Raw genomic sequence first — 25,423 nt, forward strand, 5'->3', positions numbered from 1 at the left:
TAATAATGAATACAAATGAAAAAATAAGAGTATTAGGAAAAGGAATTACAGCACAAGCTATCAAAGAGAAATTTCCTAATGCACTATTATATGATGATAAAGATTTCGAATTATATGATTTAAATTCAGAAAAAAGAACTATTGTAAGTCCCGGTATTCCTCCTTTTAATCAAATGATTAAAAAAGCAAAAAATATTCAAAGTGATTATGATTTATTTGAAGATGTAATGCCTTTTTCAATTTGGATATCAGGTACTAATGGTAAAACAACAACTACTCAAATGTGCCAACATATATTAAATAGTCATAATTCTGTTTGTGGTGGTAATATTGGTACTCCTTTAAGTAAATTAGATTTAAAAGCATCTATATGGATTTTAGAGACATCTTCTTTTACCTTGCATTATACAAATATTGCTAAACCTAACATATATATATTACTCCCAATCTCTGAAGATCATATTACATGGCATGGTACATTTAAAGAGTATGAAGATGCAAAATTAAAACCACTTTTATTAATGGAAGACAATGATATAGCAATTATCCCGCAAAAATATAAAGACTACAAAACAAAAGCACGTAAAGTCATATACAAAGATAGTGATGATTTATGTAAAAAATTTGATATTGATAAAAGTAAAATAAAATTTAAAGAACCATTCTTACTAGATGCACTTTTAGCACTTGTGAGTAAAAAAATCATTTCTGATGAAATAGATTATAAAAGAATTAATACCTTTACTATTGATGAACATAAAGTAGAAGAGTTTAACGATAATAAAAATAGAATATGGGTTAATGACTCAAAAGCTACAAATGTTGATGCAACAATAAATGCTCTTGTACCATATAAAGATAAAAGAATTCATCTTATTTTAGGTGGAGATGATAAGGGTGCTAATCTAATTCCACTTTTTGAAAATATAAATAAGCTAAATATTAAAGTATATTCTATAGGAACTAATAGCGATAAAGTTGAAAACTACTGTAATGAGTATAATATTGAAGTAGAGAATTGTAAGATATTAAAAAATTCAGTAATAAAAATAAATGAAAATTTAGAAGATGATTCTATAGGAATACTGTCTCCTGCGGCATCTTCACTAGATCAATTCTCTTCTTATGCCCAAAGAGGAAAAGAATTTAAAGAACTTGTTTTGGGTTTAAGCAAACTTTAAACACCTTGTGTGTATACTTCCACTCCAATTTAAGTAATGGCGCGATAGCTCAGTCGGTAGAGCAAAGGATTGAAAATCCTTGTGTCGACAGTTCGATTCTGTCTCGAGCCACCATTTAAATTAGGTGCTGGTGTAGCTCAGCTTGGCTAGAGCAGCTGATTTGTAATCAGCAGGTCGGGGGTTCAAGTCCCTTCACCAGCTCCATTTACATAGTGCATAGTCTGTAAAGAATAACACTAAACGAAACAATAATTTTCAACGGGAAGGTTGGAGAGTGGTCAAATCCTGCGGATTGTAAATCCGCCGCCTACGGCTTCGAAGGTTCGAGTCCTTCTCTTCCCACCACTATAATGAATGCGGGAATAGCTCAGTTGGCTAGAGCCTCTGCCTTCCAAGCAGATTGTCGCGAGTTCGAGTCTCGTTTCCCGCTCCATTTATTTATTGATTATTGGGAGCTTAGTTTTAAGCACAAATTTTATAACTCTTTATAAATATTTATCCCACTAAGCTTTTTTTTAGTATTAATTTTATATAATACACGCACAAAAATTAATAGATAGTAAAATATCTATATAATTAATAATAAATCCCCTCTGAATAGAGAAGCTACTGGGCTTATCTACTCAGAGGGCAATAACCTAAAACTAGAAGGAAAATTCTATGGCAAAAGAAAAATTTGAACGAAGTAAACCACACGTAAATATCGGGACTATCGGTCACGTAGATCATGGTAAAACTACTTTAACAGCAGCAATATCAGCAGTTTTAACTAACGCTGGTGGTGGAACTATGATGGATTATGATCAAATCGATAATGCACCAGAAGAAAGAGAAAGAGGAATTACAATTGCTACTTCTCATATTGAATATGAAACAGCAACTAGACACTATGCACACGTAGATTGTCCAGGTCACGCCGATTATGTTAAAAACATGATTACTGGTGCTGCACAAATGGATGGAGCTATCTTAGTTATTGCAGCTACTGATGGTCCTATGGCACAAACTAGAGAGCATATCTTATTATCTAAACAAGTTGGTGTTCCTTACATCATTGTTTTCATGAACAAAGAAGATCAATTAGACGAAGAAGATAAAGAAGAAATGTTAGAACTAGTTGAAATGGAAATTAGAGAGTTACTTTCTGATTATGATTTCCCAGGTGATGACACTCCAATTATTGCAGGATCTGCATTCCAAGCATTAGAAGAAGCTAAAGCTGGTGTAAATGGTGAATGGTCTGCTAAAATCATGCAACTTATGGATGCTGTTGATACTTATATCCCAACTCCAAAAAGAGATACTGAACAAGATTTCTTAATGCCTGTTGAAGATGTTTTCTCTATTTCAGGAAGAGGAACAGTTGTAACTGGTAGAATTGAAAAAGGTATCGTTAAAATTGGTGAAACAATTGAAATCGTTGGAATTAGAGATACTATTACTACTACTGTAACTGGTGTTGAAATGTTCAGAAAAGAAATGGAACAAGGTGAAGCAGGTGATAACTGTGGTGTTCTATTAAGAGGTGTTAAAAAAGAAGACGTTGAAAGAGGTCAAGTTTTAATTAAGCCTGGTACAATCACTCCTCATACTGACTTTAGATGTGAAGTATATATTCTTTCTAAAGAAGAGGGTGGTAGACATACTCCATTCTTCTCTGGATATAGACCACAATTTTACGTAAGAACTACTGATGTAACTGGTTCTTGTACACTTCCAGAAGGTACTGAAATGGTTATGCCTGGTGACAACGTTGAAATGACTGTAGCATTAGTTGCTCCTGTCGCTCTTGAAAAGGGAACAAAGTTCGCTATTAGAGAAGGTGGTAGAACTGTTGGTGCTGGTGTTGTTGCAGAAATTATCAAGTAAGGATTGATTTATGGCAAGCGCAAATATAAAAATCGGACTTAAATGTCAAGAGTGTGGTGATATTAACTACACTACTATGAAAAATCCTAAGACTCATACTGAAAAGTTTGAGACTAAGAAATATAGTCCAAGATTAAAAAAACATACTTTACACAAAGAAGTAAAATTAAAGTCATAAGACTTTAAGAAGAAGCAATTATATTGCTTCTTCATCTTATAGTTAGGTCAGTAGCTCCAATGGTAGAGCGCCGGATTCCAAATCCGACGGTTGTGGGTTCGAGTCCCTCCTGGCCTGCCATTTCTCTTAATAAAATAAAATCAATCAAAAATCAGTATTATAAACATATTTAGTTTTACTTAAGTAAAAGTAAAGTTTAACTTAGATATAATTCCCGTCCTATACAAAGAAGTAGAATTTTTTTAAAAGTAGTTTTGACTCTTTTTAAAAGAATTTAAAAGCTTATTATTAATCCGGAGTGAAATAGTGAATAAATTAAAAACATATTATAGAAATGCAAAAGAAGAGCTGTTTAAAGTAATTTTTCCAATTAAAGAACAAATTAGATCTGCATACCTTTCTGTATTTATAGTTGTAACTGTAATCTCTTTATTTTTAGCTCTAATTGATGCAATAATGTCATTAAGCTTATCTTCTATAATAAACTAAGGAACATTATAATGGCACATAAATGGTACGCAATCCAAACTTATTCAGGTAGTGAATTAGCAGTAAAAAGAGCATTAATTCAATTATCAGAAGAACGAGAAGACGGCAAAATAGCTGATGTTTTAGTTCCTACAGAAGATTTAATTGAAGTTAAAAAAGGTAAAAAATCTATAGTTGAAAGACCTTTATATCCAGCATATGCATTTGCAAATATTGATCTAGATACAGGATTATGGCATGCAATTCAATCAATGGCAAAAGTAGGAAGATTTATTGGTGAATCGAAAAAACCTACACCATTATCTGAAAAAGATATTGCAGCTATCTTAGATAAAGTTAATAATAGAGCAGCAGCAAAACCAAAAGTTTCATTTGATGAGGGTGAAATGGTAAGAATAAATGAAGGTCCATTTGCAAACTTTAATGGTATAGTTGAAGATTTTGATATGGCTTCTGGGCAGTTAAAGTTAAATGTTTCAATATTTGGTAGAAATACTCCTGTTGAAATTTCATATACACAAGTTGAAAGAGTAGTATAAAACTTATTTTTTAGGCATTAGGCAAAAAAACTTGCTTCTTACATAGTTTTCTTGCCTAATGCCTAATCATTAAAATCATTAAAAATAAAAAAGGAATATTATGGCTAAAAAAGTTACTGGAAAACTTAAATTACAAATACCTGCTGGTGCTGCGAATCCATCGCCACCTGTTGGACCTGCATTAGGTCAAAGAGGTATCAATATCATGGAATTCTGTAAAGCATTCAATGAAAAAACAAAAGATAAAAAGGGATTTAATATTCCTGTTGAAATTACAGTTTATGCTGATAAAAGTTTCACTTTTGAGTTAAAACAACCACCAATGACTGATTTAATTAAAAAAGTATCTGGAATCAAAAAAGGTTCTGATAATGCTTTAAAAAATAAAATCGGAAAATTAACTAAAGACCAAATTCTGGAAATAGTTGATATGAAAATTGCTGATTTAAATACTGATGATAAAGAACAAGCTGCAAAAATTGTTGCTGGATCTGCTAGATCAATGGGTGTTGAAACAGTATTATAGTATTACTTTTTAGTAATTAAGTCTTACCAGCAGACTTATGAAACGCTGGTAGCAAACAAATAAAATATTGCGGAGAATAAAATGGCAAAAAGATATAAATCATTAAAAGAAAAAATTGAACAAAGAGATTACTCTCTTTCTGATGCTTGTAACTTATTAAAAGAATTAAAATCAACAAAGTTTGACGAAAGTGTTGAAGTTGCAATTAATTTAAATGTTGATCCAAGACATGCTGATCAAATGATTAGAGGTGCAGTTGTACTTCCAAATGGTACTGGTAAAACTGTTAGAGTTGCAGTATTTGCTAAGGGTGTTAAAATGGACGAAGCTAAAGCAGCTGGTGCTGATATTGTTGGTAACGATGATTTAGTTGAAACTGTAATGGCTGGAAATATTGATTTTGATGTTTTAATTGCAACTCCTGATTGTATGGGACTAGTTGGAAAATTAGGTAGAGTTTTAGGACCAAAAGGTTTAATGCCTAATCCTAAAGTTGGAACAGTTACTATGGACGTTACTAAAGCAGTTAATGATGCTAAAGGTGGTCAAGTAGCATATAGAGTTGATAAAAAAGGTAATATGCAAGCAGCAGTTGGAAAAATTTCTTTCTCAACAGAAGCTATTAAAGAAAATATTGAAGCATTTATTGCAGCAATTAACAAACAAAAACCAGCATCTGCAAAAGGTAGATTTTATACTAATGCAGCTGTTTCATTAACTATGTCACCATCAATTAATGTTGATGCTTCAGAATTAATGGATATTAAATAAGGATTCTTCCTTATTTAATAAAACATTCAATAGTGTTGATAAAGTCAATATTTTTGAGTGTTCAAAGCACTGAAATAAAAACTGAAGACAGTGGGTTAAAAACTTCCCGTTTTTAATAAGTCCTACCGAAGTCGATGTTTTGAAGGGAGATAAAAATGAAAAAAGAACAAAAATTTGAGATAATTGAAAATTTAACATCTGAATTTAAAGATTCTCAAGCTATTGTAGTATGTGGATATAATGGAGTAACTCATAAAGAGTTAGAATCATTAAGAATCGATGCTAGAGCTAATGGAACTAAAGTTCAGGTTGCTAAAAATACTCTTGTAACTGTTGCAATTAAAAATGCTGAGTTAGGAGAAGTATCTTTAAGTGGTACAAATATTTTCTTATGGTCTGAAGATCAAATTTCTGCTTGTAAAGTTGCTGATAAATTTGCAACTGCTAACAAAGAAAAATTTGAAATCAAATCTGGTATTATTGAAGGTGAAATGGCTGATCTTGCAACTGTTAATGCATTTGCTAAATTACCATCTAGAGAAGAACTTCTTGGTATGCTTGCAGCTACTTGGATGGCTCCACTTACAAACTTTACTATTGGGCTTGATGCTCTTAGAAAGAAAAAAGAAGAAGAGGCAGCTTAATTTTTTAAGCTATTAATAAAAAAATATAAATAAATATATAATTAAGGAATATTACATGGCAATTTCTAAAGAAGAAGTATTAGATTACATTTCTGGTTTATCAGTACTTGAATTATCAGAATTAGTAAAAGAATTTGAAGAAAAATTTGGAGTATCTGCACAACCTGTTGCAGTAGCTGGCGTAGCTGGTGGAGCTGTTGAAGCAGCTGAAGAAAAAACTGAATTTGATGTTATCATCAAAGATGCAGGTGCTAAAAAAATTAACGTTATTAAAGTAATTAGAGCGTTAACTGGTTTAGGATTAAAAGAAGCAAAAGCTGCTGCTGAAACTGCTGGTACAGTAGTTAAAGAAGGTATCTCTAAAGAAGATGCTGAAGCTGCAAAAGCTGAATTAGAAGCTGCTGGAGCAACTGTAGAAGTTAAATAATTACACTTGTAATTTATTGAAACTTGTTATACAAGGCTTAAATGCCTTGTATAAAGATTAGCATCTTTGAAGGCTAAGGTTAGAATTTAACGAAATTTTAACCCTATCCTTTACGGATGCTTTTGTGCTTTATACACTATAAAGCTTAAACTAAACCAAATTTTACTACAAGGCCGATAATGTTAAACTCTTTAAAATCTGGTAATAGACTTAGAGTTGATTTTGCAAAAAATCCTCAACAAATCGAAATTCCAAACTTATTACAATTACAGCAAAATTCATATGATACTTTTTTAATGATTGGTCAAGATGACCGTACTGCTGCTGGAATAGAGAAAGTTTTCAAGTCTATTTTCCCAATACACGATGCCCAAAACAGAATTACTTTAGATTACTTAGGTAGCGATGTTGGTAAACCTAAATATGATGTTCGAGAATCAATGGTAAGAGGTCTTACTTATTCAATTCCTTTAAAAATTAATATTAGATTAACTTTATGGGATCTAGACGAAAAAACTGGTGAAAAAATTGGCGTTAAAGATATGAAAGAACAAGCTCTATTTATTAGAGAAATTCCTTTAATGACTGATAGAACTTCATTTATTGTTAATGGTGTTGAAAGAGTAGTTGTTAATCAACTTCACAGATCTCCAGGTGTAATTTTCAAAGAAGATGAATCTAATACAGCTGATAACAAATTAATATACACTGGTCAAATTATTCCTGATCGTGGTTCTTGGTTATATTTTGAATATGATGCAAAAGATATCCTTTATGTTAGAATTAATAAAAGAAGAAAAGTACCAGTTACTATTTTATTCAGAGCTTTAGGTTATTCTAAAGAAGATATTATTAAATTATTCTACCCAATTTTAAATGTTAAAATTAAAAATAATAAATTCTTAACTGAATTTAATCCTGATGATTTTACAGGAAGAATTGAGTTTGATGTTAAAGATGAAAAAGGTAATTTAATTGTTGCTGCTGGAAAAAGACTTACTGCAAGAAAAGCTAAAGCTTTAGTTGACGGTGGTTTAGAATTAGTTGAGTATCCTATTGAATTATTAATGGAAAGATATACTGCAAACACAATATTTGATCCAGAATCTGGTGAAGTATTATTTGATGCATTAACTAATTTAGATGAATTAAAATTAAAAAAACTTTTAGATTTAGGTTTTGACAATTTTGATATTGCAAATGATTTAGCTACAGGTGTTGATAACTCTATTATTAATGCATTCAAACAAGATGCTGAATCTTTAAAATTATTAAAACAAACAGAACAAATTGATGATGAAAATGATTTATCAGCAATTAGAATCTATAAAGTTATGAGACCAGGTGAACCTGTTACTAAAGAAGCTGCTAAAGAATTTGTTAAAAAATTATTCTTCGATCCAGAAAGATATGATTTAACAAGAGTTGGTAGAATGAAAATGAACCATAAATTAGGTGTTAATGTTCCTGAATATGTAACAGTTCTTACTTATGAAGATGTTATTAAAACAGTTCAATACCTAGTAAAAGTTAAAGCTGGACATGGTCATATTGATGATAGAGATCACTTAGGAAATAGAAGAATTAGAGCAATTGGTGAGTTATTATCAAATGAATTACATTCTGGTTTAATAAAAATGCAAAAAGCTATCAGAGATAAAATGACAACATTATCTGGTACTTTAGAAGATATTATGCCTCATGATTTAGTAAATTCAAAAATGATTACATCAACTATTACTGAATTCTTTACATCTGGGCAGTTATCACAATTTATGGATCAAACTAATCCATTATCAGAAGTTACTCATAAAAGAAGACTTTCTGCACTTGGTGAAGGTGGACTTGTTAAAGAGCGAGCTGGATTCGAAGTAAGAGATGTTCACGCAACTCACTATGGAAGAATTTGTCCTGTTGAAACTCCAGAGGGTCAAAATATTGGTCTTATTAATACATTATCAACTTTCTCTAAAGTTAATGAATTAGGATTTATCGAAGCTCCATATAAAACTGTTAAAGATGGTGTTGTAACGGATGAAATTAAATATTATACTGCAACTCAAGAAGAAGGTTTAATAATTGCTCCAGGATCAACTAAAGTTGACGATAATGGTAAAATAATTGAAGCATTAACTGAAGCTAGACAAGATGGTGAAATTTTATTAGTTGATAGAAACAAAATTCAATTAATTGATATTTCTTCACAAATGGTTATGGGGGTTGCAGCTTCACTTATTCCATTCTTAGAGCATGATGATGCCAATAGAGCCTTAATGGGATCAAATATGATGAGACAAGCTGTTCCATTAATTAGTCCAAATGCTCCTGTAGTTGGTACTGGTTTAGAAAAAACAGTAGCAAGAGATGCATGGGAAGCTATTAAAGCAAAAAGAGCTGGTACTATTGAAAAAGCTGATGCAAAGAATATTTACATCAGAGGTGAAGATGAAAACGGTGCTTTCATTGATCATTATAATGTAGCTAAAAACGTTAGAACAAATAATAATACTTCATTTGGTCAAAGAATTGGTACAAAAGAGGGTGCATTTGTTGAAGCTGGTCAAGTAATTGCTGATGGTCCTTCAATGGACAATGGTGAATTAGCTGTGGGTGTTAATGCAATGGTTGCCTTTATGCCTTGGAATGGATACAACTATGAAGATGCGATTGTTTTAAGTCAAAGATTAATTAAAGAAGACGCATTTACATCTATTCATATTTATGAAAAAGATGTTGAGTGTAGAGAGCTTAAACATGGTAATGAAGAAATTACTAGAGATTTACCTGGTGTTAAAGAAGAATCAATTACACATTTAGATAATTCTGGAATTGTTAAAGTTGGTACTTACATTAAACCTGGAATGATTTTAGTTGGAAAAGTTACACCTAAAGGTGAAATTAAGCCAACACCAGAAGAAAGATTATTAAGAGCTATCTTTGGTGAAAAAGCTGGTCATGTTATTAATAAATCATTAGTAGCTGCTACTTCTATGGAAGGAACGGTTGTTGATGTTAAAGTATTCACTAAAAAAGGATACGAAAAAGATGAGAGAGCTATTGCTGAAATTGAAGCAGAAAAAGCTGAGTTAGATGTAAAACATCATGACAAACTTTTAATGTTAGATAGAGAAGAAATTTTAAAAATAAATGATTTATTATCTAAATCTTTATTAGTAAAAGATCTTGAATTAGATGATGTAATATATGAAAAAGGTAAAAATTTACCTGTTGAAGTATTAGGAAATGTTAATAGATTTGCAATGAAAAAAGTTGTTGCATCTTTTGGTCCTGATGTTGAAAAAATATATAATGACATTAAAGAACATTTTATTAAACAAAAATCTCAATTAAGAGATGATCATGAAGAAAAACTTACTGTTTTAGAACATGATGATATTTTACCTTCAGGTGTTATTAAACAAGTAAAAGTTTATGTTGCAACTAAGAGAAAAATCAAAGTTGGTGATAAAATGGCTGGACGACATGGAAATAAAGGTATTGTTTCTAATATTGTTCCTCAAGTTGATATGCCTTACTTAGAAGATGGTTCAACTGTTGATGTTATTCTTAACCCACTTGGAGTACCTTCGCGTATGAATATTGGTCAAATTTTAGAAGTTCACTTAGGTTTAGTTGGGAAAAAACTTGGAGCACAAATTCAAGATATATTTGATGCTAAAAAAGCTGATTTTATCCAAGAACTTAGAGCTAAAATGACTGAAATTGCTTCTGTTGCTAAACTTATGAATGGAAAAGAATTTATGGATTCTTTAACTGATGAAGAATTAGTTGCATATGGTCAAGATTGGACAAAAGGTGTTAGATTTGCAACACAAGTATTTGATGGTGTAAAACAATACGAATTTGATAAATTATTTGAATTAGCTAAGATTGATTTAGATGGTAAGACTACATTAACTGATGGTACAACTGGTGAAATTATGAGAGAAAGAGTAAATGTAGGTTATATGTATATGCTTAAACTTCATCACCTTGTTGATGAAAAAGTGCATGCAAGATCTACTGGACCTTACTCGCTTGTAACACAACAACCAGTTGGTGGTAAAGCATTATTCGGTGGTCAAAGATTTGGGGAAATGGAAGTTTGGGCTTTAGAAGCATATGGTGCTACTAATGTTCTTAAAGAAATGTTAACAACTAAATCAGATGATATCGAAGGTAGAACTAAAGCTTATAGAGCAATTGCTAATGGTGAAAACGTTCCAGCTTCTGGTGTTCCAGAAACATTCTTTGTATTAACTAAAGAGCTTAAAGCTCTAGGACTTGATGTAGAGATTTTTGAAGAGGTAGAAACTAATGAGTAAAACTGAAAAATTATTACAAGCTATTGAAATAAAAGAGTTAGAAAGACCGACAGATTTCTCGGCCTTTCAATTAAGACTAGCTAGTCCTGAAAAGATTCTTTCATGGTCATCTGGTGAAGTTAAAAAACCTGAAACTATTAACTATAGAACACTTAAACCTGAAAGAGATGGTTTATTCTGTGCTAAAATTTTTGGACCTGTAAAAGATTATGAATGTCTTTGTGGTAAATACAAAAAAATGAGATACAAGGGTGTTGTATGTGAAAAATGTGGGGTTGAAGTAACTTCTTCAAAAGTTAGACGACACAGAATGGGACATATTGATTTAGTATCTCCTGTTGCACATATTTGGATGGTATCTTCACTTCCAACTAGAATTGGTACGCTTTTAGGTGTTAAATTAAAAGACTTAGAAAGAGTATTATATTATGAAGCATACATCGTTAGCGATGCTGGTGATGCATACTATGATAATGAAAAAAGTAAAAAAGTTTTAAAATATGATATTTTAAACGAAGAACAATATAGAACTATTTCTGATTTATTCGAACACACTGGATTTGCTGCTAATATGGGTGGTCAAGTTGTAAGAGATTTATTAGAAACTATGGATTTATTTGAATTACTTGCTAAATTAAAAGAAGACATGGGTGCTACTAAATCAGAAGCAAAAAGAAAAACTTTAATCAAAAGATTAAAAGTTGTTGAAAACTTTATTAATTCTGGAAATAGACCTGAATGGATGATGTTAACTCAACTTCCAGTTCTTCCACCTGATTTAAGACCTCTTGTATCACTTGATGGTGGTAAATTTGCTGTTTCTGATGTTAATGATTTATACAGAAGAGTTATAAACAGAAATAACAGACTTAAAAGATTAACAGAACTTGATGCTCCTGAAATCATTATCAGAAATGAAATGAGAATGCTTCAAGAAGCTGTAGATGCATTATTTGATAATGGTAAAACTGCTAATGCTGTTAAGGGTGCAAATAAAAGACCTTTAAAATCATTATCTGAAATTATTAAAGGTAAACAAGGAAGATTTAGACAAAACTTACTAGGGAAAAGGGTTGACTTCTCTGGTAGATCTGTAATTGTTGTTGGACCTACACTTAATATGGACCAATGTGGTATTCCTAAAAAAATGGCTATTGAGTTATTTAAACCACATTTAATGGCAAAACTTGAAGAAAAAGGTTATGCAACTACATTAAAATCTGCTAAAAGATTAATTGAAGCAGAAACTAATGAAGTATGGGAATGTTTAGCTGAAATTGTTGATGATTATCCTATTATGTTAAATAGAGCACCAACATTACATAAACTTTCTATTCAAGCATTCCACCCAACATTAATTGATGGAAAAGCAATTAGACTTCATCCTCTAGTTTGTGCTGCCTTCAATGCCGATTTTGATGGGGATCAAATGGCTGTTCACGTTCCATTATCACAAGAAGCTGTTGCTGAAGCAAAAGTTTTAATGATGTCTTCAATGAATATTCTTTTACCAGCTTCTGGTCGTGCAATTGCTGTACCATCACAAGATATGATTTTAGGTATTTATTATCTATCATTAGAAAAAGATGGTGTTAAAGGTGAACACAAATTATTTACAGGTGTTGATGAAGCTTCTATTGCTTTAGAGATGAAAGAAATTGATCTTCATGCTAAAATTAGAACACAAATGGATGGAAAAATAGTTCATACAACTGTTGGTAGATTAATTGTTCATGAAATTTTACCTGATTTTGTTCCTTTAAATTTATGGAATAAAATTTTAAAGAAAAAAGATATTGGTATTTTAGTAGATTATATTTATAAACATGGTGGTTATGAAGTAACTCCAAAGTTCTTAGATAATCTTAAAAACTTAGGTTTTAAATATGCAACATCTGCTGGTATTTCAATTTCAATTGATGATATTAATGTACCTGAATCAAAAGTTGGTCACGTAACTAAATCTAAAAAAGAAGTTATTGAAGTTCAAAAACAATTCTCTCAAGGTTTATTAACTGAGCAAGAAAGATATAATAAAATTATTGATATTTGGACTGAAGTAAATAATAAACTTGGTACTGAAATGATGAACTTGGTTGAAGCTGATAAAGATGGATTTAACTCTATTTATATGATGGCTGATTCAGGTGCAAGGGGTTCTGCGGCACAAATTAGACAACTTGCTGGTATGAGGGGTCTTATGGCTAAACCTGATGGTACTATTATTGAAACACCAATTATTTCAAACTTCCGAGAAGGTTTAAATGTACTTGAGTACTTTATTTCTACTCACGGAGCTAGAAAAGGTCTTGCGGATACAGCTTTAAAAACTGCCAATGCAGGGTATTTAACAAGAAAATTAATTGATGTATCTCAAAATGTAAGAATTACAATGGAAGATTGTGGTACTCACGAAGGTATTGAAATTACTGATATTACTTCTGGTAATGAATTAATTGAGTCACTAGAAGAAAGAATCACAGGTAGAGTAATTGCAGAAGATATTATTGATCCAATTTCAAATGAAATTCTGTTTACAGAAGGAACTTTAATTACTGAAGAAAATGCAAGAGTTGTTGCAGAAGCTGAAGTAAAAGCTGTTACTATTAGAACACCATTAACTTGTAAAGTTGAACATGGTTTATGTTCTAAATGTTATGGTCTTAACTTAGGTGAGCAAAGAAAAGCAACTCCAGGTGAAGCAGTTGGTGTTGTTGCAGCTCAATCTATTGGTGAGCCAGGAACACAACTTACACTTAGAACTTTCCACGTTGGGGGTACTGCAAGTGCCACTCAAACTGAAAGAGAATTAAAAGCAGATAAAGAAGGTTTTATTAGATATTACAATATTAAAAAATATACTAATTCTACTGGACATACAATTGTTGCAAATAGAAGAAATGCAGGTATTTTATTAGTTGAACCTAAAATCAATGCTCCATTTAAAGGTAAAGTTACAGTTGAAACTTTACATGAAGATACAATTTTAACTATTACTAATGGTAAAGATAAAAAACAATATTATCTAAGAAAAAATGATGTTGCTAAAGCAAATGAATTAGCAGGTGTTTCTGGTAAAATTGAAGGTAAATTATATTTACCATATAAAAATGGTGATGAAGTAGATGAAAACGAATCTATAGTTGAAATGATTAAAGATGGTTGGAATGTTCCAAATAGGGTACCATTTGCATCAGAATTAAGAGTTGAAGATGGAGCACCTATTACTTCTAAACTTCTTGCTAAAGCAAAAGGTTTTGTTAAATACTATAAATTAACTGGTGACTATTTAGAAAGAAGAGACGATGTTAAAGCTGGAGATAAAGTTGTTGATAAAGGTTTATTCTCTGTTATTGTTGATTCTGAAGGTAGAGAAGCTGTAAGACATTATGTTGCAAGAGGTTCTCTTGTACAATTAGATGATAATGTTGAAGTTGAAAAAGAATCTGTTATTGCAATTCCTGAAAATGATGAACAAGTTGTAATTGCAGAATGGGATCCATATGCAAACCCAACAATTGCAGAAAAAGCGGGGACACTTTCTTTTGAAGATATTATTCCTGGAATTACTGTTGCTGAGCAATTTGATGAATTAACAGGAACTTCAAAATTAGTTGTTAATGAATATATTCCAAGTGGTTATAAACCAACAGTTGTATTAGCAACAGAAGATGATGAAATTATTAGATATTCTTTAGATCCTAAAACATCTTTAAATATTTCAGAAGGTCAAAAAGTACAAATTGCTGATATTATTGGTAAAACACCAAAAGCAACACAAAAATCAAAAGATATTACTGGGGGTCTTCCAAGAGTATCTGAATTATTTGAAGCTAGACGTCCAAAATCTATTGCACTTTTATCTTCATTTGATGGTATTGTTTCTTTTGGTAAACCATTAAGAAATAAACAAAGAATTATTGTAACTGATGAAAATGGTAATAAAGCAGAATATTTAGCTGAAAAATCTAAACAGATTTTAGTTAATCAAGGAGACTTTGTTCATGCTGGTGAAGCATTAACTGATGGTCAAACTTCTCCTCATGATATTCTTAGAATTTTAGGTGATAAAGCTTTACATTACTTTATTGTTTCTGAAGTACAACAAGTATATAGATCTCAAGGGGTAAATATCGCTGATAAACATATTGAGGTTATTACATCTCAAATGTTAAGACAAGTTTCTATTCTTGATGGTGGAGATACTAAATTTATTGTTGGGGATATGATTTCTAAGAAAAGATTTAAAATTGAAAATGATAGAATTATTAAATTAGGTGGAGAACCTGCTATTGCTGAACCTTTATTATTAGGTATTACAAGAGCTGCTGTTACATCAGATTCTATTATTTCTGCTGCATCTTTCCAAGAAACAACTAAGGTATTAACAGAGGCTGCAATTTCAGCTAAAATGGATATGTTAGAAGACTTAAAAGAAAATGTTGTTATTGGTAGAACTATTCCTGTTGGAACTGGTCTATACAAAGACAAAAAAATTAAATTTTCTTCAAGCGAACACAATTAAAAAAACAATAAGGCTTTAGCCTTATTGTTTAAACTTACAAATGGATTTATTCTCACTATTTCTAATTTTTATTGCTGTTGAACTATTTGAATCTAATTGGCAAAAGTCAGATTCAATGTATGGATTAATTGCTAATAATTATAAAATCTATCAAAAAAATATATTTGTTTATTTTACTTTACACCTATCATTTTTTTACACAATGTTCATATCAGTATATTTAAATAACTTTTCTTTTTGGATGAGTTCAATCTTAATAATCAAATTTTTAGATATTGCATTTAAATTATCTTTAATGCAAAAAATATCAAAAGGTTCAAGTCTAGAAGAAATAATGCCAATAAATATCAAAATGACTCCACTTTTTAGATATATGAATGTCTTAATCTATCCACTTTCTTTTCTTTTTGCTGTTGGATTAATTTAATATACACAAAAATAAGAACTTTTCTAAACTAAAATAAAAAACACAAAAAATTAAATTTTATCATATTTATATTTTGCTAATATATTAAAATAAATAAAAAGGAATATATATGCAATATTTAGTAATCGCTTATGATAATGAAAACTCACTTGATAAAAGAATGGATGCAAGAGCTGCTCATGTTGAAGGTACTCAAAAGTTAATGTCTGAGGGTAAAATAATTACAGCTTGTGCAATGATTGAAGAAGAAGAAATGGTTGGATCAACTGTTGTTACAAACTTTGAAAATGATGAAGAATTAAATGATTGGTTAGATAATGAACCTTATGTAAAAGGTGGAGTTTGGAATATGGATGAAATTCAGATTGTGCCAGTTAAAGTAATGCCAAAAGCTTAGTTAATATATCAAATAAGCCCATATATTTGGGCTTATTACTACTTATAAATTTTATATCTAATCATATTAAATCAGGCTTAGTTAAGTTTTTTCAGATATTAATCAAACTGTAAAAAAGTGAGTACCTGAAAAAATTATAAAAATATAAAAATTTAAATTTGTTTGTGATTTATTTCTACTAACTTGGTCATTTTATTCTTTTTGACTTAATTAATGATACTTAATAGGAAATTTGTATTTATAGTTATTAAATTTTTTGTCAATTACATACAATCCATTTTCATATTTAGAATTAATATTATTCTTTCTTCAGAATTTTTTCTAAAGTCTATATTGTAGCTTCATATATTGATATAAAATTAATTTCTAGTATAATATTTAAAAAAGGTTATTCAATGAGAAATATTATTTATCATTATTGTAGTGTTGAAGCTTTCAATGCTATTATTCAAAATAAAACAATATGGTTAAGTTCTGTTTATAATTTGAATGATTATAAAGAAATACATTGGATTAAAGATAAAATTTTTAAGAAAATTCAAAACTCTATTACAAAAGATAATTTTCAAAAATATAAAACTTTTGAAGAGTTATATTCAAAACAATTACCAAATGTATATATTGCATCTTTTTCACAAGGTTCTGATTTATTAAGTCAATGGCGAGCTTATGCAAATGATGGTTATGGTGTTGCCATTGGTTTTAACAGTGATTATTTTAAAAAAAATAAAATGATAAAAACTTCACAGGTTTTATATGATGAAATTTGTCAAGAAAAACAAATTGATTTAATGCTTAAGCCTTTAGATAATTTAGATTGTGATATTGATATTAATTCAATTGAGTTTAAAAATATTTGTAAAGAGATAATAATTGATATAAATAATTTATCTGCACGATCTAAAAATGAACTTTTTAAAGAAGAACAAGAAGTAAGACTTATTCATAATCCAAAAATAATTGATGATAAAAAAAACAAAAAGTTTATATTTAAAGATAATTTATCCAAAATGAAATTTAGATCTGTTTGTGGAAACTTGATTCCTTATTTTGAATTAAAATTTGAAGAAGAAATAAAAGATATCCCAGCTATCTTAGAGATTGTAAAAGGACCAAAAAATAAATTTATAGAACAAGAAGTGAAAATATTTCTTTCTCTTAATGGTTTTTATAGCGTAGATATTAAAAGCTCAAAATCATCTTATAGATAACAAATACCTTAAATTTGGATATACTAGCAAATATAAAACACGATAGGATTAAAATGAAATTTAATGATTTAAATTTAGAAACACAAAAACAATTACACACACAGTTAACACAATATATGAATAATCTTGGTGGAATGAACTTCTTTTTACAAATGATGGAAGATATTAGAGATGAAAAGCCAAGTTCATTATTAAATAAAACTGCAATATACCATTTTAAACAAGGTAAAATTACTTGGGGTAAATCAATTTATAAAGATACATTGACTTTATTGTTTTCAGCAATAAGAAAAGAAGAAAAAGATGGGGATATGTTAAATAACTTAAACCCAAAAGCATATAAAGAAACTATGAATATGATGAGAGCATTAAAGCCTGTTACTATTACAATATCATCAGATGATGAAGCTAATACTAATACTTTTAGTTTTAATATTTTAGATTCAAGTGAGCCTAAAAAAACTAAAATAGATTTAATGTTTAAAGTTATTTATTTTTATAATATAGAGTTTGCAAAAGATGCTCTAAATTTTAAAGCATAGGAAAAATAATGGACGGTAAAAAAAGAATTAATATTAAACCAGGTCTTACAGTAAATATAGTTTTAAAAGAAGATCAAAGAACTGGTAGATTAACAAAGGGCGTAGTGCAAGATATTCTAACAAAATCTCCTACACATCCTCACGGAATAAAAGTAAGAACTACTTTTGGTGAAGTTGGACGTGTACAAGAGATTTTATAAAGATATAAAGGTTATATACCTTTATATCTTTTATAAAATAGTAAACATAAAACAACTCCAATTAAAGCCATCCCTGCACCAACAAGTGACGGATAATTAAAACTAAGTCCAAACAATAATGGAATACCTCCAAATAATGCACCTAAAGAGTTGGATACATTAAAAGCCGCTTGAATAAAAGCAGCCCCTAACATTTCTGAATGTTTTGCACTTTTTAACATAATCATATTAATAGGCGAGCTAATTGACATTGCAAGTGCTCCACAAATAAAAGTAAGTATTATTGATACTATTTTATTTTCTGAGAATAAAAATACCAAAATAAGAGCAATTACCATTAGTGTAAGTAAAAATATAGAAGCTATAACTGGATCTTTCTTATCAGCTAAATATCCACCAAAAATATTCCCAACAACCATTCCTCCCCCTGCAACTGCCATCATATAAGAAACACTTCCCATTTCAAATCCTGACACATGAATAAGAAGTGGAGCTATATAACTGAACCAAGCAAATAAACCTCCAAATCCAATAGAAACAATAGTTAAGATATGCCATGCTTTAATTGTTTTAAAAAACTCTAATTCTTCCTTAAATGTAACACTTCTAAGAGCTTTTAAATGTGGTAAATAAAGGTAAAGAAATAAAATAGTTAATAATCCTAAAAATGAAACAATTCCAAAAGCATATCTCCAATGAAGATGATGTCCTAGAAAAGTAACAAGAGGGACCATTAATAAAATTGCTAAGGTTAATCCTGTAAATATTGAAGCAATAGCTTGTGCGGCTTTTCCTTCTTTTGCTAATTTAGAAGCGACAACTGTAGCAACACCAAAAAAAGCTCCATGTGGAAGACCAGATAAAAATCTTGATATTAAAAGAGTATTATAATCAGGTGCAATAATTGAAAAAGCATTAAATATTGTAAACATAATCATTAATGTAATTAAAATATATTTTGGTGGAAATTTTGCACTAAGTGCAACTAAAACAGGTGCACCAACTACAACACCTAATGCATAAGCAGAAATCAAATGACCTGCTACTGGAATTGAAACATTAATAGAACTTGCAATATCAGGGAGTAATCCCATTATTACAAATTCAGTAGTACCAATTGCTAAACCACCTAAGGCTAATGGAAATAATTCTTTTGTCATTGTTTAGTATCTTTTTAATTGATTTTTTTGAAATTTTAGTAATAAATTTTTTATTAACTTAAAAAGTATAACTATTATTTGCAAAAAATTCTGTTAAAGAGTAATTAAGTTTAAATTCAGTATAATCCCTCTACTTTTTAGAAAACCTAATTGTTTCTCTAGAATGGAAGTATCGTTTCAGCTTTATGTTGAGGTAAACGAGAAGCATGAGCATTGCTTTAATTGCTCTAACCAATTTAAATAGGGAATCTCATATAATATTATAATGGATTACTCTACAATATATCAAAGGGAAAGAATGCCAACTATCAATCAACTTGTTAGAAAAGAGCGAAAAAGAGTGATTAAAAAATCAAAATCACCTGCACTTGACAAATGTCCACAAAGAAGAGGAGTTTGTACTAGAGTATATACTACAACTCCAAAAAAACCTAACTCGGCTTTAAGAAAAGTTGCAAAAGTTAGATTAACAACTGGTTTTGAAGTTATTTCATATATCGGTGGAGAAGGTCACAACCTTCAAGAACACTCTATTGTGTTAGTAAGAGGGGGTAGAGTTAAAGATTTACCTGGTGTTAAATATCACGTAGTTCGTGGTGCTTTAGATACTGCTGGTGTTGCAAACAGAACTGTTGCAAGATCTAAATACGGTACTAAAAAACCAAAAAAATAAGGTAGAAGGATAATAAAATGAGAAGAAGAAAAGCTCCAGTTAGAGAAGTAATGGCTGATCCTATCTACAATAGTAAAGTGATCACAAAATTTATTAATACAGTAATGTTAGATGGTAGAAAATCTACTGCACAAAAAATTATGTATGGTGCAATTGCAAACTTAGATACAAGAGGCGAAGAGTCTGGTATTGAAGTATTTGAAAAAGCAATTGAAAATGTTAAACCACTTTTAGAAGTTAAATCTAGAAGAGTTGGTGGAGCAACTTACCAAGTTCCTGTTGAAGTTAGACCTGTAAGAAGACAAACTTTAGCGCTTAGATGGTTAGTAGAAGCTGCTAGAAAAAGAAATGAAAGAACTATGGTAGAAAGATTAGCAAACGAATTATTCGAATGTGCTAATGACAGAGGTGCTTCATTTAAGAAAAAAGAAGATATGCATAGAATGGCCGAAGCTAATAAAGCATTCGCTCATTATAGATGGTAGGGAATTAAGATGGCAAGAGAAACACCACTTAACAGACTTAGAAATATCGGAATTGCTGCACATATTGATGCAGGTAAAACTACAACAACTGAAAGAATTTTATTCTATACAGGTGTTGAACATAAAATTGGTGAAGTTCATGATGGTGCTGCTACTATGGACTGGATGGAACAAGAGCAAGAAAGAGGTATTACAATTACTTCTGCTGCTACAACTTGTCACTGGAAACACCCAAAAACTAACGATGACTTAATGATCAATATTATTGATACTCCAGGTCACGTTGACTTCACTATTGAAGTTGAAAGATCTATGAGAGTACTTGATGGTGCCGTAGCTGTATTTTGTTCAGTAGGTGGGGTTCAACCACAATCTGAAACTGTTTGGAGACAAGCAAATAAATATAGAGTACCAAGAATGATTTTCGTTAATAAAATGGATAGAACTGGTGCTGATTTCTTTAATGTTGAAGCACAAGTTAACGAAAGATTAAAATCAAATGCTATTCCTATTCAAATTCCTATTGGTGCTGAAGAAAACTTCCAAGGTGTTGTTGATTTAGTACAAATGAAAGCTATCGTTTGGGATTTAGATGCTGCGATGGGTTCAAACTACCATGTTGAAGATATTCCTGCTGATTTACAAGAAAAAGCTGAAGAATATAGAGAAAAAATGGTTGAAGCAGCTGCTGAAGCTGATGATGCATTAATGGAAAAATACCTTGAAGGTGAAGAATTAACTGAAGAGGAAATCGTAGCAGGTCTTAAAAAAGGTTGTCTTAATATGACAGTTACTCCTATGACTTGTGGTACTGCATTTAAAAATAAAGGTGTTCAAACTTTACTTGACGCTGTTGCAATGTACTTACCATCTCCATTAGAAGTTGAAGATATTAAAGGTGAAACTCAAGAAGGTGAAGCTGTAGTTGTACCATCTACTGATGATGGTGAAGTTGCAGGACTTGCATTCAAAATTATGACAGATCCATTTGTTGGACAATTAACTTTCACAAGAATCTATAGAGGTGTTCTTAAGTCTGGTACTTATGTAATGAACTCAACTAAGATGAAAAAAGAAAGAATTGGTAGACTTTTAAAAATGCATGCTATCAAAAGAGAAGAAGTTACTGAATTATATGCTGGAGAAATCGGTGCAGTTGTTGGTTTAAAATCAACAATTACAGGTGATACTTTAGCATCTGCTGAAGATCCAGTTATTTTAGAAAGAATGGATTTCCCAGAACCAGTTATTTCTGTTGCAGTTGAACCTAAAACTAAAGCTGACCAAGAAAAAATGGGTATTGCTTTAGGAAAATTAGCTCAAGAAGATCCATCATTTAGAGTTGCTACTGATGAAGAATCTGGACAAACTATTATTTCAGGAATGGGTGAATTACACCTTGAAATTCTTGTTGATAGAATGAAAAGAGAATTTGCAGTTGAAGCTGAAGTTGGTGCTCCTCAAGTTGCATATAGAGAAACTATTAAAAATGCAGTTAAACAAGAATACAAATACGCTAAACAATCTGGTGGTAAAGGTCAATATGGTCATGTTTATTTAACTATTACACCAATGCCTGCAGATTCTGAAGAAAACTACGTGTTTACTTCATCTATCAAAGGTGGTTCTGTTCCAAAAGAATACGTTCCTGCTGTTGATAAAGGTTGTCAAGAAGCTATGGCTGGTGGTATCCTTGCTGGTTATCCATTAGTTAACATTGCAGTTGATTTATATGATGGTTCTTACCATGATGTGGATTCATCTGAAATGGCGTTTAAATTAGCTGCTTCAATGGGATTCAAACAAGGTTGTAGAAGTGCTGCTGCTCAACCTGTAATTCTTGAACCAATTATGAAAGTTGAAATTGAAACTCCTGAAGATTATATGGGAGATGTTATCGGTGACGTTAACAAAAGAAGAGGACAAGTTCAATCTATGGATGATAGAGCAGGTGTTAAACTTGTTGTAGCAATGATTCCATTAGCTGAAATGTTCGGTTACTCTACAGATTTAAGATCTATGTCTCAAGGTAGAGCAACATATTCTATGATTTTTGATAACTACATGGACGTTCCTAAGAATGTTTCTGAAGAAATCATTAAAAAGAGAAATGGTTAATAGCTTTAAGTAAATGACACTTTTGTGTCATTTATAGTTATTAACAAGATTTGTTTTGTTTATTAAAAGTCTTTGATTTTATAATTAGACAACAAATTTTTGTATAGAAAAAAGGGATATGCTAAATGCATATCCCTTTTTTTTTGCCTAATTTCTTTGCCTCGCAAACATATGGTTATTTTAAAAGTATTTATTATATACTATTATCAAAAATTATATATATTAGATAAAAATAGAGGTAAATTTGAGATCAAATAAAAATCAAGAACTAGTATCTCCACTTCGTAAAGCTGGAATTGTTTTAAGACCTTCAAGTCCTAAATTAAAAACTGTATATGTAGAAATTAAATCAATATTAGAAAAAAATAATATTGAAGTTTTTTTAGAAGATAATTCTGCAAACATGATTAATGACAAGGGTTTAGCATTAGATGAATTATGTACTAAAGTTGATTTTCTTGTTTCAGTAGGTGGGGATGGTACTTTACTATCAGTTGTAAGAAGATCTTTTGCTTTTAATAAACCTGTTTTAGGTATAAATTTAGGAACACTGGGATTTTTAACTGATATTTCTATGGAAGAATTAGAAAATTTTATTATTGACCTTAATAATAACAATTATAGAATAGATAATCGTATGATGATTAAAGGTACACTAAATCTAAATAGTTTTGTTGCTTTTAATGATATTGTAATTACTAGAAAATCAATTTCTTCAATGATTAAAATAGATGCAAAAATTGATAATAAACATTTCAATTCTTATTATGGAGATGGTGTAATTATATCAACTCCTACAGGCTCAACTGCTTATAATTTATCCGTAGGTGGTCCAATTGTTTATCCTTTAACAGAAGCTTTTATTATAACTCCTGTTGCTCCCCATTCATTAACTCAAAGACCACTAGTAATGCCAGCAGATTTTCAAATAGAATTTACAAGTACTGATTCAAATGGTGCTGTTGTAATTGTTGATGGACAAGATATTTATGAATTAGAACAAAATGAATCTATCAAAATTAAAATTGCAAAACAAAGTGCGAGAATGTTACATAGATGTAAAAGAAATTATTTTGAAGTATTAAATGAAAAATTAAGATGGGGAAATAAATTTAATGATTAATAGAATTTATATTAAAGACTGTTTGTCATTTCAAGAAATTGATTTAGAATTTAGTACAGGTTTAAATGTTTTTACAGGTCCAAGTGGAGCAGGTAAATCTATATTAATGCAAGCAATTTTATCACTATTTGCATTAAGTGATGTAAAAGCTAGTTTAGGTGAAGTTTTAATAAGTGATTCAAAAGTTATTGATGAGTTATATGATTTAGAAACAAATGATGATATTATTATTAAAACAATAAAAAAAGAAAATGTTAGATTTTTTATAAACAATCAAACTATTTCTAAAAAAAACTTAAACGCTTTTTCTTCTAGATTAATCAAACATTTAAATTTAAAAGATACCTCTGATTTTGAAAGTAATAAGTTATTAAATTTTATAGATAAATTATGTAAAAAAGATTACAAAGAATTTGCCAAAATAAAATCAGAATTTGATGTATTATACAAAGAATTAATGATAACACGAAAAGATCTTAAAAAGATTATTGCAGATGAATTAAAAATTGAAGATTTAAAAGAGTTTACAAAATTTGAAATTGATAAAATAGAAACAATAAATCCAACAGTTGATGAGTATGAAGAATTAAATTTATTAAAAAGAAAACTTTCCAAAAAAGACAAAATTGAAGATGCAATAAAAAGTGCTTCAACTATTTTAAATTATAGACAAGATGTTTCAAATACCTTAGAACTTTTAGAAGAAGATTCAAGTTTTTTTGATGAAACAATGAATGAACTAAATAATATTTTTGAAAAATTTAATGATTCTTTATATGAATTAGAAGATATAGATATTGAAACTGTATTAAATAGGATTGAAAAATTATCATCATTGCAAAAAAGGTTTGGTTCTATTGCTCAAGCTTTAGCTTATAAAGATGAAAAAATAAAAGATTTAGAATCATATGAAAATATTACTTTTGAAAAGTCGGTATTAGAAAATAAATTAGCTTCTTTAACTAATGATATAGATAAGTTATCAAAACAATTATCAGTATATAGAAAAAAAAGTTTATTAACACTTGAAAAAAAAATAAATAAATATTTAAAGTTTTTATATTTATCAAATGCAAAAATTACTTTGTTAGATAAAAATTTAGATTCATATGGAATTGATGAAGTACATTTTGAATTAAATGGCGTTAGCTTAAATACAATTAGTTCAGGTGAGTACAATAGATTAAGATTAGCACTATTAACTTCTATGAGTGAATTTGATATTATTGAAAATGGAGTTTTATTTTTAGATGAAATTGATGCTAACTTAAGTGGAAAAGAAAGTGATGCAATTGCAAATGTATTATCTACATTATCTAAATCTTACCAAATCTTTGCAATATCTCATCAACCTCAATTAACTTCAAGTTCACATCAACATTTTTTAGTGGATAAACATAATGGAGTTTCTACTATTAAACTATTAAATAAAGATGAAAGAATCAATGAAATAGCTAGAATGATAAGCGGTGAAGAAATCACAACTAATGCAATAAATTTTGCAAAAAACTTACTAATTAAAAAATAAAAAATTTGGTAAAGTAAAATTTACCAAATTTATAAAATAACTCAAAATATAAAAAATATTCTAATCAAATCCCTTTAAATCATAA

General features: G+C 29.8%; 22 protein-coding genes and 5 tRNA genes. 26 read left to right on the forward strand and 1 reads right to left on the reverse strand.

Features of this window, described 5'->3' with window-relative positions:
* The first annotated feature begins 5 nt into the window (after window positions 1–5).
* The 21 genes from murD to D9T19_RS09470 all read left to right on the forward strand — a co-directional run bounded on the left by murD (window position 6) and on the right by D9T19_RS09470 (window position 18,251).
* Window positions 6–1,181 (forward strand): UDP-N-acetylmuramoyl-L-alanine--D-glutamate ligase, encoded by a 1,176-nt coding sequence (murD, locus tag D9T19_RS09370; RefSeq protein WP_322900276.1) that lies wholly within the window; start codon window positions 6–8, stop codon window positions 1,179–1,181.
* Between the two features lie 38 nt (window positions 1,182–1,219).
* Window positions 1,220–1,295, forward strand: a tRNA-Phe gene (locus D9T19_RS09375).
* A gap of 12 nt (window positions 1,296–1,307) precedes the next feature.
* Window positions 1,308–1,385 (forward strand) — tRNA-Thr (locus D9T19_RS09380).
* A gap of 56 nt (window positions 1,386–1,441) precedes the next feature.
* Window positions 1,442–1,526 (forward strand) — tRNA-Tyr (locus tag D9T19_RS09385).
* A gap of 11 nt (window positions 1,527–1,537) precedes the next feature.
* A tRNA-Gly gene (locus tag D9T19_RS09390) sits at window positions 1,538–1,614 on the forward strand.
* A 227-nt stretch (window positions 1,615–1,841) separates the two neighbouring features.
* The gene (gene tuf, locus D9T19_RS09395) at window positions 1,842–3,050 is read left to right on the forward strand and encodes an elongation factor Tu (RefSeq protein ID WP_121627978.1); all 1,209 of its coding nucleotides are present in this window, start codon (window positions 1,842–1,844) and stop codon (window positions 3,048–3,050) included.
* A 10-nt stretch (window positions 3,051–3,060) separates the two neighbouring features.
* Window positions 3,061–3,228, forward strand: coding sequence for a 50S ribosomal protein L33 (gene rpmG / locus D9T19_RS09400; protein WP_121627979.1), 168 nt, complete (start codon window positions 3,061–3,063; stop codon window positions 3,226–3,228).
* 44 nt (window positions 3,229–3,272) lie between these two features.
* A tRNA-Trp gene (locus tag D9T19_RS09405) sits at window positions 3,273–3,348 on the forward strand.
* 186 nt (window positions 3,349–3,534) lie between these two features.
* On the forward strand, window positions 3,535–3,717 hold the full coding sequence (gene secE / locus D9T19_RS09410; protein WP_121627980.1) for a preprotein translocase subunit SecE: 183 nt from the start codon (window positions 3,535–3,537) through the stop codon (window positions 3,715–3,717).
* 11 nt (window positions 3,718–3,728) lie between these two features.
* The gene (gene nusG / locus D9T19_RS09415; protein WP_121627981.1) at window positions 3,729–4,256 is read left to right on the forward strand and encodes a transcription termination/antitermination protein NusG; all 528 of its coding nucleotides are present in this window, start codon (window positions 3,729–3,731) and stop codon (window positions 4,254–4,256) included.
* Window positions 4,257–4,356: 100 nt separating this feature from the next.
* Complete coding sequence (gene rplK, locus D9T19_RS09420; protein ID WP_121627982.1) at window positions 4,357–4,782, forward strand: 50S ribosomal protein L11; 426 nt, start codon at window positions 4,357–4,359, stop codon at window positions 4,780–4,782.
* 81 nt (window positions 4,783–4,863) lie between these two features.
* Window positions 4,864–5,553 carry a 50S ribosomal protein L1 gene (rplA, locus tag D9T19_RS09425; RefSeq protein WP_121627983.1) on the forward strand — a complete coding sequence of 230 codons (690 nt, stop codon included), beginning with the start codon at window positions 4,864–4,866 and terminating at the stop codon, window positions 5,551–5,553.
* A gap of 155 nt (window positions 5,554–5,708) precedes the next feature.
* Entirely contained in the window at window positions 5,709–6,197 is a 489-nt protein-coding gene (gene rplJ, locus D9T19_RS09430) for a 50S ribosomal protein L10 (protein ID WP_121627984.1), read from the forward strand.
* 55 nt (window positions 6,198–6,252) lie between these two features.
* Window positions 6,253–6,624: a 50S ribosomal protein L7/L12 gene (gene rplL, locus D9T19_RS09435; RefSeq protein WP_121627985.1), complete on the forward strand. Its 372-nt coding sequence runs from the start codon at window positions 6,253–6,255 to the stop codon at window positions 6,622–6,624.
* A 179-nt stretch (window positions 6,625–6,803) separates the two neighbouring features.
* Window positions 6,804–10,949 (forward strand): DNA-directed RNA polymerase subunit beta, encoded by a 4,146-nt coding sequence (gene rpoB / locus D9T19_RS09440; RefSeq protein WP_121627986.1) that lies wholly within the window; start codon window positions 6,804–6,806, stop codon window positions 10,947–10,949.
* The gene (rpoC, locus tag D9T19_RS09445) at window positions 10,942–15,474 is read left to right on the forward strand and encodes a DNA-directed RNA polymerase subunit beta' (protein WP_121627987.1); all 4,533 of its coding nucleotides are present in this window, start codon (window positions 10,942–10,944) and stop codon (window positions 15,472–15,474) included. Before rpoB ends, rpoC begins: the two co-directional genes overlap by 8 nt.
* Before the next feature lie 40 nt (window positions 15,475–15,514).
* Window positions 15,515–15,901 carry a hypothetical protein gene (locus tag D9T19_RS09450; RefSeq protein ID WP_121627988.1) on the forward strand — a complete coding sequence of 129 codons (387 nt, stop codon included), beginning with the start codon at window positions 15,515–15,517 and terminating at the stop codon, window positions 15,899–15,901.
* A 109-nt stretch (window positions 15,902–16,010) separates the two neighbouring features.
* Window positions 16,011–16,298, forward strand: a complete 288-nt coding sequence (locus D9T19_RS09455; protein WP_121627989.1) for a YciI family protein — start codon at window positions 16,011–16,013, stop codon at window positions 16,296–16,298.
* Window positions 16,299–16,693: 395 nt separating this feature from the next.
* Window positions 16,694–17,509 carry a DUF2971 domain-containing protein gene (locus D9T19_RS09460; protein ID WP_121627990.1) on the forward strand — a complete coding sequence of 272 codons (816 nt, stop codon included), beginning with the start codon at window positions 16,694–16,696 and terminating at the stop codon, window positions 17,507–17,509.
* Between the two features lie 53 nt (window positions 17,510–17,562).
* Window positions 17,563–18,051: a hypothetical protein gene (locus D9T19_RS09465; RefSeq protein ID WP_121627991.1), complete on the forward strand. Its 489-nt coding sequence runs from the start codon at window positions 17,563–17,565 to the stop codon at window positions 18,049–18,051.
* A 5-nt stretch (window positions 18,052–18,056) separates the two neighbouring features.
* On the forward strand, window positions 18,057–18,251 hold the full coding sequence (locus D9T19_RS09470) for a YwbE family protein (protein WP_121627992.1): 195 nt from the start codon (window positions 18,057–18,059) through the stop codon (window positions 18,249–18,251).
* Between the two features lie 11 nt (window positions 18,252–18,262).
* On the opposite strand, the gene D9T19_RS09475 is transcribed toward D9T19_RS09470, so the two are convergent.
* Window positions 18,263–19,411, reverse strand: coding sequence for an MFS transporter (locus D9T19_RS09475; protein WP_121627993.1), 1,149 nt, complete (start codon window positions 19,409–19,411; stop codon window positions 18,263–18,265).
* Window positions 19,412–19,709: 298 nt separating this feature from the next.
* On the opposite strand from D9T19_RS09475, the gene rpsL reads away from it, so the two are divergent.
* The 5 genes from rpsL to D9T19_RS09500 all read left to right on the forward strand — a co-directional run bounded on the left by rpsL (window position 19,710) and on the right by D9T19_RS09500 (window position 25,338).
* Window positions 19,710–20,084: a 30S ribosomal protein S12 gene (rpsL, locus tag D9T19_RS09480; RefSeq protein WP_076088232.1), complete on the forward strand. Its 375-nt coding sequence runs from the start codon at window positions 19,710–19,712 to the stop codon at window positions 20,082–20,084.
* A 17-nt stretch (window positions 20,085–20,101) separates the two neighbouring features.
* A complete protein-coding gene (rpsG, locus tag D9T19_RS09485; protein ID WP_121627994.1) occupies window positions 20,102–20,569 on the forward strand; it encodes a 30S ribosomal protein S7 in 468 nt (155 codons plus the stop codon).
* Window positions 20,570–20,578: 9 nt separating this feature from the next.
* A complete protein-coding gene (fusA, locus tag D9T19_RS09490; RefSeq protein ID WP_121627995.1) occupies window positions 20,579–22,687 on the forward strand; it encodes an elongation factor G in 2,109 nt (702 codons plus the stop codon).
* 244 nt (window positions 22,688–22,931) lie between these two features.
* Window positions 22,932–23,810, forward strand: coding sequence for an NAD(+)/NADH kinase (locus D9T19_RS09495; RefSeq protein ID WP_121627996.1), 879 nt, complete (start codon window positions 22,932–22,934; stop codon window positions 23,808–23,810).
* The gene (locus tag D9T19_RS09500) at window positions 23,803–25,338 is read left to right on the forward strand and encodes an AAA family ATPase (RefSeq protein ID WP_121627997.1); all 1,536 of its coding nucleotides are present in this window, start codon (window positions 23,803–23,805) and stop codon (window positions 25,336–25,338) included. Before D9T19_RS09495 ends, D9T19_RS09500 begins: the two co-directional genes overlap by 8 nt.
* Window positions 25,339–25,423 lie beyond the last annotated feature (85 nt).

This window comes from Poseidonibacter antarcticus, assembly GCF_003667345.1.
In the GTDB taxonomy this organism is placed as follows: Bacteria; Campylobacterota; Campylobacteria; order Campylobacterales; family Arcobacteraceae; genus Poseidonibacter; species Poseidonibacter antarcticus.